Annotated in this window: 13 protein-coding genes and 3 tRNA genes; 3 read left to right on the forward strand and 13 right to left on the reverse strand. The window is 63.7% G+C overall.

Annotation, left to right across the window (positions count from 1 at the left end):
- Positions 1-8 precede the first annotated feature (8 nt).
- The 3 genes from BUB39_RS00950 to BUB39_RS00960 are packed head-to-tail and all read right to left on the reverse strand — an operon-like array spanning position 9 to position 1599.
- Positions 9-638, reverse strand: coding sequence for an NADH-quinone oxidoreductase subunit C (locus tag BUB39_RS00950; protein WP_073051150.1), 630 nt, complete (start codon positions 636-638; stop codon positions 9-11).
- 8 nt (positions 639-646) lie between these two features.
- Positions 647-1243 carry a NuoB/complex I 20 kDa subunit family protein gene (locus tag BUB39_RS00955; RefSeq protein WP_073051152.1) on the reverse strand — a complete coding sequence of 199 codons (597 nt, stop codon included), beginning with the start codon at positions 1241-1243 and terminating at the stop codon, positions 647-649.
- Complete coding sequence (locus BUB39_RS00960; protein ID WP_073051154.1) at positions 1234-1599, reverse strand: NADH-quinone oxidoreductase subunit A; 366 nt, start codon at positions 1597-1599, stop codon at positions 1234-1236. The genes BUB39_RS00955 and BUB39_RS00960 overlap by 10 nt, the downstream gene beginning before the upstream one ends.
- A gap of 422 nt (positions 1600-2021) precedes the next feature.
- On the opposite strand from BUB39_RS00960, the gene BUB39_RS00965 reads away from it, so the two are divergent.
- The gene (locus tag BUB39_RS00965; RefSeq protein ID WP_175561675.1) at positions 2022-3092 is read left to right on the forward strand and encodes an FUSC family protein; all 1071 of its coding nucleotides are present in this window, start codon (positions 2022-2024) and stop codon (positions 3090-3092) included.
- Between the two features lie 292 nt (positions 3093-3384).
- Here BUB39_RS00965 and BUB39_RS00970 read toward each other — a convergent pair.
- Positions 3385-3461 (reverse strand) — tRNA-Asp (locus BUB39_RS00970).
- Between the two features lie 273 nt (positions 3462-3734).
- Positions 3735-4349, reverse strand: coding sequence for a TetR/AcrR family transcriptional regulator (locus BUB39_RS00980; protein ID WP_073051160.1), 615 nt, complete (start codon positions 4347-4349; stop codon positions 3735-3737).
- 48 nt (positions 4350-4397) lie between these two features.
- Between BUB39_RS00980 and BUB39_RS00985 the strand changes: the two genes are divergently transcribed.
- On the forward strand, positions 4398-5246 hold the full coding sequence (locus BUB39_RS00985; RefSeq protein WP_073051162.1) for an oxidoreductase: 849 nt from the start codon (positions 4398-4400) through the stop codon (positions 5244-5246).
- A 65-nt stretch (positions 5247-5311) separates the two neighbouring features.
- Here the strand turns inward: BUB39_RS00985 and BUB39_RS00990 are convergent.
- The 3 genes from BUB39_RS00990 to lon form a co-directional block, all read right to left on the reverse strand.
- Positions 5312-5387: transfer RNA gene (locus BUB39_RS00990), tRNA-Val, on the reverse strand.
- Positions 5388-5549: 162 nt separating this feature from the next.
- Complete coding sequence (locus tag BUB39_RS00995) at positions 5550-5822, reverse strand: HU family DNA-binding protein (RefSeq protein ID WP_073051164.1); 273 nt, start codon at positions 5820-5822, stop codon at positions 5550-5552.
- A 193-nt stretch (positions 5823-6015) separates the two neighbouring features.
- Positions 6016-8448 (reverse strand): endopeptidase La, encoded by a 2433-nt coding sequence (lon, locus tag BUB39_RS01000; protein ID WP_073051166.1) that lies wholly within the window; start codon positions 8446-8448, stop codon positions 6016-6018.
- A gap of 339 nt (positions 8449-8787) precedes the next feature.
- Here lon and BUB39_RS01005 point away from each other — a divergent pair, with 339 nt between their 5' ends.
- Positions 8788-9879: a linear amide C-N hydrolase gene (locus tag BUB39_RS01005; protein ID WP_073052654.1), complete on the forward strand. Its 1092-nt coding sequence runs from the start codon at positions 8788-8790 to the stop codon at positions 9877-9879.
- A 240-nt stretch (positions 9880-10119) separates the two neighbouring features.
- On the opposite strand, the gene clpX is transcribed toward BUB39_RS01005, so the two are convergent.
- The 5 genes from clpX to BUB39_RS01030 all read right to left on the reverse strand — a co-directional run bounded on the left by clpX (position 10120) and on the right by BUB39_RS01030 (position 15544).
- Positions 10120-11391 carry an ATP-dependent Clp protease ATP-binding subunit ClpX gene (gene clpX / locus BUB39_RS01010; RefSeq protein ID WP_073051168.1) on the reverse strand — a complete coding sequence of 424 codons (1272 nt, stop codon included), beginning with the start codon at positions 11389-11391 and terminating at the stop codon, positions 10120-10122.
- A 248-nt stretch (positions 11392-11639) separates the two neighbouring features.
- On the reverse strand, positions 11640-12275 hold the full coding sequence (locus BUB39_RS01015) for an ATP-dependent Clp protease proteolytic subunit (RefSeq protein WP_073051169.1): 636 nt from the start codon (positions 12273-12275) through the stop codon (positions 11640-11642).
- Positions 12276-12500: 225 nt separating this feature from the next.
- A complete protein-coding gene (gene tig, locus BUB39_RS01020; protein ID WP_073051171.1) occupies positions 12501-13856 on the reverse strand; it encodes a trigger factor in 1356 nt (451 codons plus the stop codon).
- Positions 13857-13929: 73 nt separating this feature from the next.
- Positions 13930-14014 (reverse strand) — tRNA-Leu (locus BUB39_RS01025).
- Between the two features lie 57 nt (positions 14015-14071).
- Positions 14072-15544 carry a bifunctional ADP-dependent NAD(P)H-hydrate dehydratase/NAD(P)H-hydrate epimerase gene (locus BUB39_RS01030; RefSeq protein WP_073051174.1) on the reverse strand — a complete coding sequence of 491 codons (1473 nt, stop codon included), beginning with the start codon at positions 15542-15544 and terminating at the stop codon, positions 14072-14074.
- Positions 15545-15767: the final 223 nt, after the last annotated feature.

The raw sequence follows: 15767 nt of genomic DNA on the forward strand, positions 1-15767 counted from the left end.
TCAGGGCCTCAGCTCGGCTTCGTTGCAGGCGGGGCGCTTTCCTTGGCCTTCTCATCGCCGGGCATGACGTAGTCAGTGCCCTCCCACGGCGAGAGAAAGTCGAAATCGCGAAATTCCTGGGTGAGACGGACCGGCTCATAGACGACGCGCTTCTGCTCGTCGTCGTAGCGGACCTCGACATAGCCGGTCAGCGGGAAATCCTTGCGCAAGGGATGACCGTCAAACCCGTAGTCAGTCAGGATGCGGCGAAGGTCCGGATGACCGACGAAGAGGATGCCATAGAGATCATAGGCCTCGCGCTCGAACCAGCCGGCACCCGGAAGGATCGGCGTGATCGAAGGAACCGGCGTGACCTCGTCGGTCTCGACCTTCAGGCGAATGCGCAGGTTCCGCTTCGGGCTCGTCAGGTGATAGACGACATCGAAGCGGTTCTCGCGTTCGGGGTAATCGACGCCGCAGACGTCGACGATATTCACGAAGCCGCCCTTCGGGTCATCCATCAACCAGGCGACGACGTCGACGATTGCCTCGCGAGCGACAATGACCGTCAGCTCGCCATAGGCAATCGAATGGCCGAGGATCGCCTCGCCCTTGGTCGCCGCGATATAGTCGCCGAGCTCGTTGAGCGTTTCGTCCATCTCAGTCCTCAGCGCTCGATCGTGCCGGTGCGGCGGATTTTCTTCTGCAGCAGCAGGACGCCATAAAGCAGTGCCTCGGCAGTCGGTGGACAGCCGGGGACATAGATGTCGACCGGCACCACGCGGTCGCAGCCCCGCACGACGGCATAGGAATAGTGATAATAGCCGCCGCCATTGGCGCAGGAGCCCATCGAGATGACGTAGCGCGGCTCCGGCATCTGGTCGTAGACCTTGCGCAGCGCAGGGGCCATCTTGTTGGTCAGGGTGCCCGCGACGATCATGACGTCGGACTGGCGCGGCGAGGCGCGCGGCGCGAAGCCGAACCGCTCCACGTCATAGCGCGGCATCGAGACCTGCATCATTTCGACGGCGCAGCAGGCGAGCCCGAACTGCATCCACATCAACGAGCCGGTGCGGGCCCAGGTGATGAGGTCCGAGGCGGTAGCGACGAAGAAGCCCTTGTCGGCAAGTTCGCCATTCACTTCCATGAAGAAGCGATCGTCCTGGCCGATCGGTCGCCCTGCGGCGTCAACGAGGCCACGCGGACGCTCGGCGACGAGCGGCCCTTTCGCGGGAGCCGGTGCGGGGGTCGGGGTCAATCCCATTCGAGCGCTCCCTTCTTCCATTCGTAGACAAAGCCGATTGTGAGAACGCCGAGGAAGATCATCATCGACCAGAAACCGAACCAGCCGAGGCTGCCGAATGTGACGGCCCACGGGAACAGGAAGGCGACTTCCAGATCGAAAATGATGAACAGGATGGCGACGAGATAGAAGCGCACGTCGAACTTCATGCGCGCATCATCGAAGGCGTTGAAGCCGCATTCGAACGCCGAAAGCTTTTCCGGATCGGGATTGCGATAGGCGACGAGGAAGGGCGAAACCAGCAGCGCGAGGCCGATGACGAGCGCAATGCCGAAGAACACGACGATCGGAAGATATTCGCGCAACAAGACGTCCATGATCCGGCTCCGATGCTCCACCGGCCGGGCGGCCGGTGCTGCGGCGCAAAACGCCGCCAAGCGCTTCACTCTGTTATCATATCGGACGGCAACGAGGCCACCTGACCCGCACGCGCGCCGGTCGAAAACATTACGCGAGCCTTAGCGGAGGCGCTCCGACGTGGCAAGCCCCGTGCCATTGCCGCGGCAAGGTGTTGCCGCCTGCGCGCCGCAGCTTCTTGGCGGAATTGCGCCCATCCTGGAATTGGAACAACGAAAACAAATCTCCGCGCGGCGAAATGTCCCGTCGCCGCGGGCTCCAGCGGAGCCCGCCACTTCCGGCGACGACTCAACAAGTCGGGCTTCCCCGCCGCCCGGCGGCATGGTCTTTTCGGACAGTTCACCATTTCGGACGGTGGCGACCCATGACGAGGGAGGCGCGCTTGTCGGCCAGAGAAACGATCAGATCGGCCCTCGGCGGTGCCATGCGGCTCGGCTTCGATCGCGAGACGATGGAGCGCTCGATCCGCTTCACGCTGACCGTAATGGCTCCGATCGTCGTCACGCTCGTGACCGGGCCGGAGAACTGGCTCGTCTACGCGATGGTCTCGGCCATCGTCGCCTTCGCAGGCGATGCGGGCGGCCCTCCCCTCGCCCGGTTCGGCTGGATGGCCATCGGTCCGCTGGCCCTTTCAGCCGGGCTGGCGCTCGGTGCGCTGGCCGCCGGCCATCTTGGCTTCGTCTTCGCCCTCTCCATGGGCGCGGGCCTCGCCTATGGCCTCGTCGAGACAGCGCATCCCCACTTGCTGCTGGCGACGCGCTTCTTCGCGTTCGGCGTCGTGCTGGCCGGACTCGTGAGCGCGCCTGTGCCGGTTGATTATCTCGCGGTCCTCGTGATGCTGGTCATCTCCTGGCTGATCTCGCTCGCGGGCGACCTGCACGATGGGCAGTGGCACCCGCTCTCCGTCCCGCCTGCCGCCTCGATCGGGCTCAGCCTCAAGGGGCCAGCGGGACCACGCATCGCCTTTGCCATCGCCGTGATGCTGTCGATCGGCGCCGCGCTTCTCGCGGCGCAGTTGCTCGGCTCCCTGCGGCCCTCCTGGACATGCCTCACCGTGCTCCTTGTCATGCGCTCGGAGGTCGTCAGCAGCCTGAGACTTGCGGTCGAGCGGGTCATCGGGACGCTCGGCGGCGTCGTCGTGGCAGTGTTGATCGCCGATCTCGGCAATCACCGGCTGACATTGTTCGCGATGGCACTGGCAGCGTTCGTGCGCTGGCCGGCCCAGCAGTTCCACAATGCCCTCGGCGTATTCTGCTTGACGCTGTTCGTCCTGCTGATGGTCGAGATCGTCTCACCCGACCGGCAGACCACGGCGCTGCTCCTGCATGAGCGCCTCACAGATACAGTCATCGGCGCGATCGCCGCCGGCCTCGGCCTGCTGGCTTTCAACCGCCTGCAACGCTGGATCGGACCGATAGCTCAGAGATCGCGGCCGCCACGGCAGGAAGCCTGAGCCGCCTGTCGTAAAAAGGTAATTTTCTGGTCGCACTGGGCAATTTGTGCTTTGCACCTCGGACGGTGCGTAGCACAATAAGCGAGATGAGGCGGCACTCCCCCCGACGTGTCGGAGCCTCCTGCGTTTGACGCGAGACTCGCCTTAACCGGCCCTCATCGCCTTTTTCCCTGACGCCCCCGCCACGGTGAAATGCCAGGAACGGCCCGACAGGCAGCAATACCCTCGGAACGGCGACCATGAGGACGACCTGATCAGTCGTGCCGAATTCTTGATGTCATTCTGGAAAAAATGGCGGGAGTGACGGGGCTCGAACCCGCGACCTCCGGCGTGACAGGCCGGCGCTCTAACCAACTGAGCTACACCCCCGCTGGGGTCCCTCATCGAGGGCCGAAGCGGCGTCGCCGCGTCGTGTGGGCGTCTGGTACGGCACCCCTTGGGACAAGTCAAGCGTGGCGGTGGCCGCCTTGTGGATAAGCCGGCGGCGCTTCCGGAACGGTCGTGGCGGCTGGGCCGAGAACGGACTGATCGCGGGCCAGCCTGCGCTCAACCCTTCGTTCTCAACCTGGCGGGAGACGGGTCTGCTGGAGGTTTACGACTTACGAACGTGGTTGTTTGTGATCCGGCCGCTCCGAGCCCAGATCACCTGATAACTTGCCCTTCCGTGAAGCCAAGCAACAAGGTGCTGGCGAGCTCTCGCGCATTCTGTGCAAGCGCCTCATCGGGCAGTTCGCCCGCAGTCCAGAACGACAGCACCCCACGAAAAGCGAAGGCGAGTTGTCCCGGCAAGCAACGTAGCGCCTGATCCCGCCGCGCCGCGACGAGGCCGTCACCCGCGCCCAGCGCCAGCGTCCAGAGTGCCGTCGAGCGCGCCCAAACCTGTCCGGGCGAAGAACTGGCGGTGCCAAGCCAGCCCATGACCGCGCGGTTGACCTCCGGCTCCTCCAGCATCACGGCAGCTGCCGTATCGATAGCCAGCAGGACGCGCTCGGCGGCGTCCGTCAGCAGCGGCGCGGCGACAAAGCGACTCTGCATCGTATCGATCCGACGTGCGGAGAGCGTTTGCATGATCGTCGCCTTGCTTCCGAACTGGTTGAATGGCGTCGCAAAGCTGACGCCGGCCTCGGCAGCCAGGTCGCGCATCGAGAAATCGGCTTTGCCGTCGCGAAGCAGACGTTCTGCAGCGTCGATGACGCGCTGACGAAGCGGCTCGCCCCTGACGCCGGCGGCCGAGGTTGTGATCTTGCCATGTGTCATGCGGATATCTATATCATGATATATTAAATTCTCAACACGGAGCTATCCATGGCGATCGTCGCTTCGAAGGTTTTCCTTATCACAGGTGTCAGCTCGGGCTTGGGCCGCGCGTTTGCCGAAGGCGCGCTGCACGCGGGCCACCGGGTGATCGGCGCGGTCAGGCAGACCGTTGACGCCGAAGCCTTTGCCGCACGCGCTCCTGGCCGCGCTCACCCACTGTTGCTCGACGTGACTGATTTCGACGCCATACCGGCGGCTGTGACGGATGCCGAGCGGCAAGTCGGCGTCATCGACGTGCTGGTGAACAATGCCGGTTACGGTCATGAGGGCGTGCTGGAAGAATCCTCCATGGATGCACTCGAGCGTCAATTCGCGGCCAACGTCTTTGGTCCGGTCGCGATGATCAAGGCGGTGCTACCGGGGATGCGCGAACGGCGCCGCGGCCATATCGTTAACGTCACCTCCATGGGCGGCTTCATCACCATGCCGGGCATCACCTTCTACTGCGGCAGCAAGTTTGCTCTGGAAGGCATTTCGGAAGCGCTTGGCAAGGAACTCGCGGGCTTCGGGATACGGGTGACGGCGCTCGCGCCGGGCCAGTTCCGCACCGATTGGGCAGGCCGATCCATGGACCGCACGCCGCGCACTATTTCCGACTATGACTCAGTCATGGATCCGATCCGAGCCGCCCGGCAGGCCAAGAGCGGCAACCAGCCCGGCGACCCGGCAAAGGCCGCGCAGGCACTGCTGGCGCTTGTCGAAGCCGAGAATCCTCCAGCCCGCCTGTTCCTGGGCGATGACGCGCTGGCACTCGTCAAACAGAAGCTCGAGACAATGAAGATCGAACTCGATGCTTGGGATGCGCTTTCGCGTTCGACCAGCTTCGAGTCTGATTGACCGGCAGCCTGCTGGCTTATCAGCATGCACGGCAGCGGCGACGAACGCCGCGCGGATCGAAACGATGGTGGGCGGTGAGAGACTCGAACTCCCGACATCCTCGGTGTAAACGAGGCGCTCTACCAACTGAGCTAACCGCCCGCATCATGGAGGCCTGGAGCCTCGGGGCCGCTTGTGGCCCGTCGCATGGGTCTAGGCCAACAAGGGCTCCGCTTTCAAGCCGATCCCGCCGTCGTCCCATAATAAAACCAGAGGCGGCCCCGCGCCCATTGCGCAGGGCCGCCCCCGACAATAGCGCTCGACTTAGTTGACGGCGTCCTTGAGGCCCTTACCGGCCTTGAACTTCGGCGTCTTCGAGGCAGCGATGGCGATCGTCTCACCGGTGCGGGGATTGCGGCCCTCGCTCGCGGCGCGGGCCGCGACGCTGAAATTGCCGAAACCGATGATCTTGACTTCGTCACCGGACTTCAGGGCAGCGGTGATCGCGTCGAACGTTGCATCGACAGCCTCCGCGGCAGCGGCCTTCGAAGAGTTGGTACGCTCGGCAACGGCTGCGATGAGATCGTTCTTGTTCATGATGATCCTTTCCCTGGTCTCGAGGTCGGTCCGCCTGAGTCGGACCTGACCTTGGCGCGACATCTCACCGAATTGAGCGGCGCTGGCAAGGGAAAATGGCTGTTTTCCGCGGGTTTTGGGCATAATTCGGTGAATTTCGAGACGAAAACGCCCGCCGGAGGGCGGGCGTCGTCGTTTTTCAGGCTCAGTTTGCCTAATGAGCCGTCAAGGCTAAACTTGCATCATCCTCGGCCGCGACCGGCTTTTGTGCCGCTGCCTTGGCCTCGTCCCACACAATCGGGATCGGCTTCCTGGTCAGCGCGTGGGCGAGAACGTCGTCCATGCGCGCGACCGGAATGATCTCAAGCCCGTTCTTAACGTTGTCCGGGATCTCGGCGAGATCCTTCGCATTGTCCTCGGGGATCATGACCGTCTTGATCCCGGCACGCAGCGCCGCGAGCAGCTTTTCCTTCAGGCCGCCGATCGGCAGCACGCGTCCGCGCAGCGTGATCTCGCCGGTCATGGCGACATCCTTGCGGACCGGGATGCCGGTCATGGTCGAGACGATCGCCGTCACCATTGCGATACCAGCCGACGGCCCGTCCTTCGGGGTTGCCCCCTCGGGAACATGGACGTGGATGTCGCGACGGTCGAACAGCGGAGGCTCGATGCCGAAATCGACGGCACGGCTGCGGACATAGGACGCCGCCGCCGAGATCGATTCCTTCATCACGTCACGCAGGTTACCCGTGACGGTCATGCGGCCCTTGCCGGGCATCATGACACCCTCGATCGTCAGGATTTCGCCGCCGACTTCCGTCCAGGCGAGACCCGTGACGACGCCGACCTGGTCCTCGAGTTCCGCCTCGCCATAGCGATAGCGGGGGACGCCGAGATAGTCCTCGACGACCTGCTCATCGACCGCGATCGACTTCTTCTTCGACAGCAGCAGCTCCTTGACCGCCTTGCGGGCAAGCGTCGCGATCTCACGCTCGAGACTGCGGACGCCGGCCTCGCGCGAGTAGCGACGGATGACGAACCGCAGCGCCTCGTCCGAGACCGAGAACTCCTTCGCGTCGAGGCCATGATTTTTCATGACCTTCGGCAGCAGGTGCTTGTGCGCGATCTCGAGCTTCTCATCCTCGGTGTAGCCGGCGATCCGGATGATCTCCATGCGGTCCATCAGCGGGCCGGGGATGTTCAGCGTGTTCGCCGTCGTCACGAACATCACGTTCGACAGGTCGTAGTCGACCTCGAGGTAATGGTCGTTGAACGAGGAGTTCTGCTCCGGATCCAGCACCTCCAAGAGGGCCGACGAGGGATCGCCACGGAAGTCCTGGCCCATCTTGTCGATCTCGTCGAGCAGGAAGAGCGGGTTGGACTTCTTGGCCTTCTTCATCGACTGGATGACCTTGCCGGGCATCGAGCCGATATAGGTCCGCCGATGGCCGCGGATTTCGGCCTCGTCGCGCACGCCGCCAAGCGACATGCGGACATATTCACGGCCGGTCGCCTTGGCGATTGAACGGGCGAGCGAAGTCTTGCCGACGCCGGGCGGACCGACGAGGCACAGGATCGGCCCCTTCAGCGTGTTGGAACGGCTCTGGACGGCCAGATACTCGATGATACGGTCCTTGACCTTGTCGAGGCTGTAGTGGTCGGCATCAAGGACCTCCTGCGCATAGCGCAGGTCGTTCTTGACCTTCGACTTCTTGCCCCACGGAATCCCGAGCAGCCAATCCAGATAGTTGCGCACGACGGTGGCTTCGGCCGACATCGGCGACATCTGGCGCAGCTTCTTCAGCTCGCCCTGTGCCTTTTCGCGCGCCTCCTTCGAGAGCTTGGTCTTGGAGATCCGCTCCTCGAGTTCGGCCAGTTCGTCCTTGCCGTCCTCCTGGTCGCCGAGCTCCTTCTGGATCGCCTTCATCTGCTCGTTCAGGTAGTATTCGCGCTGCGTCTTCTCCATCTGCCGCTTGACGCGGGAGCGGATGCGCTTCTCCACCTGAAGGACAGAGATTTCGCTTTCCATCAGTCCGAGCACGCGCTCCAGCCGCTCGCCGACCGTGCGAAGGGCGAGGATTTGCTGCTTCTCCGGGATCTTGATGGCGAGATGCGAAGCGACGGTATCGGCAAGCTTCGAGTAGTCCTCGATCTGCGTGACCGCTCCGACGACCTCGGGCGAGACCTTCTTGTTCAGCTTCACATAGTTTTCGAATTCGGACACGACCGAGCGTGCCATCGCCTCGACCTCGACCTTGTCGCCTTCGGCGTCGGGCAGAGGATGGGCATAGGCCTCATAATAGGGCTCATGGTCAGTGTAGTTGCGGACTTCGGCGCGCGCGATGCCCTCGACCAGCACCTTGACGGTGCCGTCTGGCAGCTTCAGCAGCTGCAGCACGCTCGCCAGCGTTCCGATCGGATAGATGGCGTCAGGCGCAGGATCGTCGTCGCCGGGATTCTGCTGCGTCGCCAACAGGATCTGCTTGTCGGCCCGCATCACCTCCTCAAGCGCGCGGATCGACTTCTCGCGGCCGACGAACAGCGGCACGATCATATGCGGGAAGACGACGATGTCGCGCAGAGGCAGGACGGGGTAGAGTTCGTCGCCAGGAGGTAGGCCGATCGAACGCTTTGTCTCGGATGTCATGCTCGTTCCTTTCGCGACCGGCACGGCCCTTGATAGGCACCATGCGGCTCATGGACGGGTCTTAAGGGGTGGGGAAGCGATCCCGTTCGACTCGTCATCGCTGCGTCTTGCGACGCGGTTGTCCCATTAGGTGGCGTTGCAGCATGGGGGTGTCAAGCGCCGCTGTATCCCCCCTGCATCGATACCAAGGCAGGCCGGACTCCAGTCACCGGCGACCGGCCTGCCGCCCGAAATGGGTCGATGTCGATCGAAGTCGTCAAGCCTTTCAAAACGCGTTGCTGCGATGATTGCTGGCGCGCCCTGCCTCTCACCACTTGGGCGCGGAAATCGGGGAAGATCATGAAGTTCTGTGTTTCGAAGCTCGTTGGCAGCGTCGCAGCCATTGCGATAGCCACAGCGAGTATCCAGTCGGCCGCCGCCTGCACGCGCGCGCTCTATGTTGGCGATGACGGCCTTGTCATCACCGGGCGGTCGATGGACTGGGCGGAGGACATGCACACCAATCTCTGGGCGATGCCGCGCGGTATCGCGCGCGACGGGGCCGGCGGAGTTGGGACGCCGAAATGGGTATCGAAGTATGGCAGCGTCATCGCCACCGGCTACGATGTCGGCACGGCCGACGGAATGAATGAACAGGGCCTCGTCGCCAATCTGCTTTACCTCGCCGAATCGGAATACGGGCAGCCAGATGGCAAGCCGGTTCTCTCGATCAGCCTATGGGCTCAGTACGCCCTCGACAATTTCGCCACTGTTTCCGAGGCCGTCGAAGCCCTGTCGAAGGAGCCGTTCCGGATCGTGGCGCCCAAGCTTCCGAACGGCCAGGGCGCGCAGCTTCATCTCGCCATTTCCGACGCGACCGGCGACAGCGCCATCTTCGAATATATCGGCGGCAAGCTGGTGGTTCATCACGGCAAGCAGTTCAACGTGATGACCAATTCGCCGAGCTTCGACCAGCAATTGGCGCTGAATGCGTATTGGCAGGGCATTGGTGGGCTGACCTTCCTACCTGGCACAAATCGCGCTGCAGACCGTTTCGCCCGGGCCTCGTTCCTTGTCGAGGCGATCCCCAAAAAGGCCGATCCGGCCTATATCACGGCGGTGCCGGAGCAGAAATTCGCCTTTCAGGCGGCCGCTAGCGTGCTTGGCGTAATGCGCAGCGTCAGTGTGCCGCTCGGAATCACGACGCCCGGCCAGCCGAACATCTCGTCGACGCTTTGGCGCACGGTGTCGGATCAGACGGACAAGATCTACTATTTCGACAGCGCAACCAGCCCGAATGGCTTCTGGGTGCCGCTTGCCGATCTCGACCTGAAGGAAGGCGCGCCGGTAAAGAAACTCACCGTCGCGGGCGGCAAGGTTTACTCCGGCAACGCAGCCGACAAATTCGTCGCGACGCCCGCCTTCACGTTCCTGCCGTCGACAGGCATGTAGCCCCGGCCCGGGAGGCTGGATTCTGCAATTCAGCCTCCCCTTCAGTCTCCGACATCAGGATGCGGCTGCGACCAAGCATACCGTGTCGTGGCCGTCAGCGCGGCGGGAAGGCTCCGGCAAATCTTTCCACGCAGAATCCGATGCCTGCGACCCTTCCGGTCCTCGGGCGCCTTGGTTCAGCACGAAAAAGCCCGGCGGATCGCTCCGCCGGGCTTTTTCAATTCTGTCACAATGGAATCCTCAGCCCGCCGTCGCGGTCGCCGTCTCTTCCTGCCGCTCCGCATAGATATAGAGCGGACGCGCCTTGCCCTCGACGACCTCCGCCGAGATCACGACTTCCTGCACGCCATCGAGGCCCGGCAGGTCGAACATGGTCTCGAGCAGGATCTGCTCCATGATGGAACGCAGGCCACGCGCGCCGGTCTTGCGCTCAATGGCGCGCTTGGCGATCGCGGTCAGCGCATCGGGATGGAAGGTCAGGTCGACATTCTCCATCTCGAACAGGCGCTGGTACTGCTTGACGAGCGCATTCTTCGGCTCGGTCAGGATGGTGATCAGCGCCGCCTCATCGAGATCCTCGAGCGTCGCCAGTACCGGCAAGCGGCCGACGAATTCGGGAATCAGGCCGAACTTGAGCAGATCCTCGGGTTCGACATGACGGAACAGCTCACCCGTGCGGCGGTCTTCCGGTCCCGCGACACGAGCCCCGAAGCCTATCGAGGTCGAACGGCCGCGATCGGATATGATCCGCTCGAGCCCGGCAAAGGCGCCGCCGCAGATGAAGAGGATGTTCGTCGTGTCGACCTGCAGGAATTCCTGCTGGGGATGCTTGCGCCCGCCCTGCGGCGGCACGGAGGCGACGGTGCCTTCCATGATCTTCAGCAGCGCCTGTTGCACGCCCTCGCCCGAGACATCACGCGTGATGGACGGGTTGTCGGACTTGCGGCTGATCTTGTCGACCTCGTCGATATAGACGATGCCGCGCTGGGCCCGCTCGACATTGTAGTCGGCAGACTGCAGCAGCTTCAGGATGATGTTCTCGACGTCCTCGCCGACATAGCCGGCCTCGGTCAGCGTCGTCGCATCGGCCATCGTGAACGGCACGTCGAGGATGCGGGCCAGCGTCTGCGCGAGCAGGGTCTTGCCGCAACCGGTCGGGCCGATCAGCAGGATATTGGACTTCGCCAGCTCGACGTCGTTGTTCTTCGTCGCGTGGTTGAGGCGCTTGTAATGATTGTGCACAGCGACGGAGAGCACGCGCTTGGCGTGACGCTGGCCGATGACATAGTCATCGAGCACCGCACAGATCTCCTGCGGCGTCGGAACGCCGTCGCGTGACTTCACCAGCGAGGACTTCGATTCCTCGCGGATGATATCCATGCAGAGCTCGACGCATTCATCGCAGATGAAGACCGTCGGCCCCGCAATCAGCTTGCGCACCTCATGCTGGCTCTTGCCGCAAAACGAGCAGTAGAGCGTGTTCTTGGTGTCGCTGCCGCTGACTTTGCTCATCCGTCTACCTCGCTGTCGTCGGGCCCGGGGAAGCGGGACGACTCATCTCACATGTCAGTCGGTTCGATCCTTCCGACCTGGTGACCGGAATCCGGCCGTCTAAAGCCCCTAGCCGACGGACGCAATCGGCTGATTGCGATCCAACCATGCTAGTCGGGACTTGATCAAGACATACTTAACGTCGCGGCCGGCCAAATCGAGACCTTGCGATGGCCGGACCGCAACGAGAACCTGCCGGAACGGCCGGATCAGTCCTTCTTCACCTGGTCGAGCGCGTCGCGATTGCTCAGCACCTGGTCGATCAGGCCGAATTCCACAGCGGCGTCCGCGACGAGGAAATTGTCGCGCTCAAGCGCGTTCTCGATCGTCTGATAATCATTGCCGGTGTGATGAACATAGATCTCGTTCAGGCGCCGCTTGAGGCTCTCGACCTCGCGGGCATGAATAAGAATGTCCGTCACCTGGCCCTGATAACCGCCTGAAGGCTGGTGCACCATGATGCGGGCGTTCGGCAGCGCAAAGCGCAGGCCCTTTTCACCGGCGGTCAGGAGCAGCGAGCCCATCGATGCGGCCTGGCCAATGCACAGCGTCGAAACAGCCGGCTTGATGAACTGCATCGTGTCATAGATCGCGAGGCCCGATGTCACCACGCCGCCTGGCGAGTTGATATACATCGCGATTTCTTTCTTCGGGTTTTCGGCCTCGAGAAAGAGAAGCTGCGCGGTGATGAGGGTCGACATGTAATCCTCGACCGGGCCGGTGACGAAAATCACCCGCTCCTTGAGCAGCCGGGAATAGATGTCATAGGCACGCTCGCCACGGTTCGTCTGTTCGACGACCATCGGCACAAGCGTGTTCATATAGAGGTCGATGGGGTCTCTCATGATCTTCCTTCGGCGTCTCGAATTGCCACAGGTTCCGTCAGTTCGCCCCGGCCGACCTCACTCGGTTCGACCGAATCCCGGGGCGCTGGAGGACCATACATATGGTAGCCGGTACCGCTTCGGAAGAGGCGCCCTTGATGACGCCGCCGCGACAGTCCCGCGGCTGGATGAAAGGCGCCGCGACGATGAGGCCGCGGCGCCAAAAGTCGATCAGTCAGGACGCGTTCAGGCCTTCGCCTCGGCGTCCTCATCTTCCTTGAGGAGTTCCTCGCGGGAGACGGTGCGATCCGTGATGTCGGCAAGCGTCAGCACGTGGTCGACGACCTTCTCCTCGAAGATCGGCGCACGCAGGCTGGACAGGGCTTCAGGGTTCGACTTGTAGAAGTCGTAAACCTGCTTCTCCTGTCCGGGGAACTGCCGGATCCGGTCGACGAGGGCGCGCTGCACCTCTTCGTCGGTGACCTGGACATTCGCCTTCTCACCGATCTCGGAGAGGACCAGGCCCAGGCGGACGCGGCGCTCGGCGATCTTGCGATAGTCGGCCTTGGCGTCGTCTTCGGTCGTGCCCTCGTCCGCGAAGGTGCGGCCCGAGCGCTCGAGATCCTGCGTCACCTGGCCCCAGACGTTCTGGAACTCCTGCTCGACCATAGTCGGCGGCAGTTCGAACGCATGCAGCTCGTCGAGCTTGTCGAGCAGCTGGCGCTTGATCTTGGTGCGCGTGACAGAACCGAGCTGGCCCTGCATCTGCTCGCGCATCGTCTCGCGCAGCTTCTCAAGCGATTCGAGGCCGAACTTCTTGGCCCATTCATCGTCGAGCGTCGCCTCGACAGGCGCGGACACTTCCTTGACGACGACGTCGAAGGTCGCGGCCTTGCCGGCGAGATGGGCGGCGCCGTATTCCTCGGGGAAGCTGACATTGAGGACGCGTTCCTCGCCGACCTTCGCGCCGACGAGCTGTTCCTCGAAGCCGGGGATGAAGCGGCCCGAGCCGATCGTAACCTGGCCGTTTTCGTCGGCGCCGCCTTCGAAGGGCTCGCCGTCGATCTTGCCGACATAGGAGATCGTCACGCGGTCGCCATCGGCGGCCTCGCCGTCCTTCGGCTGGAAGTCGGCCGAATCGCGCGCCAGCTTGGCGACTTCCGCGTCAACCTCGGCGTCCGAAATCTCGGCAACGGGGCGGTCGATCTTGATACCCGCGAAGTCGCCCAGTTCGAAGCTCGGCAGCACTTCATACGTCATCGTGTAGGCAAGGTCCTTCTTGCCTTCCAAGACCTCGCCTGCCTCGGACTCGTCCTCGGGCAACACGAAATTTGGCTGCATGGCAGCGCGCTCGCCGCGCTCCTCGATGGTCTTGCGGGCCGTCTCGTTCAGAATGTTCTGGACGATCTCGGCCATCGCCGACTTGCCGTAGAGCCGGCGCAGATGCGCGGTCGGCACCTTGCCGGGGCGGAAGCCGTTCAGCTTGACCTGGCCCTTGAGCTCTTCGAGACGCGCCGAAAGGCGGCTGTCGAGTTCAGTCGCGGGGACCACGATCTTGATTTCACGTTTCAGGCCCTCTGCGAGGGTCTCGGTCACCTGCATGTTCAGCGCTTTCCGTGTCGTCGATTGTTGAATTGGCGTCTCGCCGCCGTTTTTTGTCATCTTCGCGGCGCTTTGGTGCGGGCGGAGGGACTTGAACCCCCACGGCGCAAGCCACTGGAACCTAAATCCAGCGTGTCTACCAATTCCACCACGCCCGCAGCTGCCGTTTCTGGTCCGGCCAAGGCGCCGCCTCTATAGCATCCGCAAGGGTCGGGTCAATCAAAAAGCCTCTGGAACACGCGCGGCAGCGCTTCGGGGAGATCCTCGGCGATCAGGCCGCGCCCCAGAACGACCGCCGCATCGCCATGAAGATAGGTTGCCGCGCTCGCTGCCTCGAAGGCCGGCATGCGCTGCGCCAGCAGCCCGCCGATCATGCCGGCCAGCACGTCGCCAGACCCGGCCGTGGCCAGGAAGGGCGGCGCGTTGTCGGCGATCGAGGCGCGCCCGTCCGGTGCCGCGACCACCGTGTCCGGACCCTTCAGCAGCACGACAGCGCCGGAGCGGCCGGCGGCGGCGCGCGCCCGGTCGAGCTTGCCGAGTTCCTGCGCGAGATCGGGGAAGAGGCGTGCAAACTCGCCATCATGCGGCGTCAGGGTCACCGGAGCCGCGCGCCGCGCAATCGCGGCAAACAGCCGCTCCGGCGCGTCGCGGAACGCGGAAATGCCGTCAGCGTCGAGCACAACGGCCGCAGCCGAGGCGAGCGCTGCCTCGACCAGGGCGCGCGTCTCGTCGCCGCCGCCAAGGCCCGGCCCGAGCACGACAACGTTGAGCCGCTCGTCAGCGAGGATGCTGGCGAGCCCCGCAGCCCCTTCCATCGGGCGCAGCATGATCGCCGTCAGATGAGCCGCATTCTCGGGCAGAGCGTCCAGGGGCGAGGCAAGCGTCGCAAGGCCGGCACCGATGCGCAAGCCTGACCGCGCTGCCATTCGCGCGGCGCCGGTGTGCCAGGCAGGCCCGGAGACGACTACGAGATGACCCTTGTCATATTTGTGCCCGTCGATGCGCGGCACCGGAAAATGCGGCAGCCAGAGACCCTTGCGATTCTGGAAGGCGCGCGGCGCGATCGCGGCCAGCACATCCGCGCTGATGCCGATATCGGCCACCGACAGACGGCCGCAGCGGAGCCGCCCGGGCAGCAGCATGTGGCCGGGCTTGGGCCGGAAGAAGGTCACCGTCTCGTCGGCCTCGACCGCCTCGCCCATGACCGCCCCGGTCGCGCCATTGATGCCACTTGGGAGATCGACGGCGATGATCGGCGCGGCGGCCGCATTCATGCGGCGGACCGCTTCGGCCGCATCGCCCGCCAGCGGACGATCGAGGCCGGCGCCGAACAGGGCATCGATGATGAGGTCGGCCTTCTCAAACTCGAGCGCAGCGAGCGAGGCGACTTCGCCCTTCCATCGCGCCGCGGCCAGCGCCGCATCGCCCTTCAGCGCAGCGACTGAGCCGATGAGGCCGAGGCTGACACGGTAGCCGCGCTCAACGAGGATCTGCGCTGCCACAAACCCGTCGCCGCCATTATTGCCCGGGCCGCAGGCGACGGCGATTCGCGTGCCGAGCGGACGGCGGGCAGCGACATCGGCCACTGCGCGGGCGGCCGCCATCATCAGCTTGAAGCCGGGCGTACCGGCGGCGATGGTCGCGGCATCGGCGGCGGCCATCTCGGTCGGCGTCAGCAATTCACTCATTGGAACTCCTCGAAGCCGCTCTGCGACGATGGCTTCTTGTAGCTCCGCCGCGCGGGTGCGACGATGGAAAAGCCATCTGTTGCACACAGTTTGTTCATTTGCCTATTGATGCACCGATGAAGCCGGGCTTCATTGCCTCTGTGCGCCGATGGTGAAGTCTGGAAGCCCGATTTTTCGGCGTTTCCTGAACGGCGCAGAGATGGCACGGAGCCTGCAAGCGTTG

The sequence above is a fragment of the Kaistia soli DSM 19436 genome (assembly GCF_900129325.1).
GTDB classification, from domain to species: Bacteria; Pseudomonadota; Alphaproteobacteria; order Rhizobiales; family Kaistiaceae; genus Kaistia; species Kaistia soli.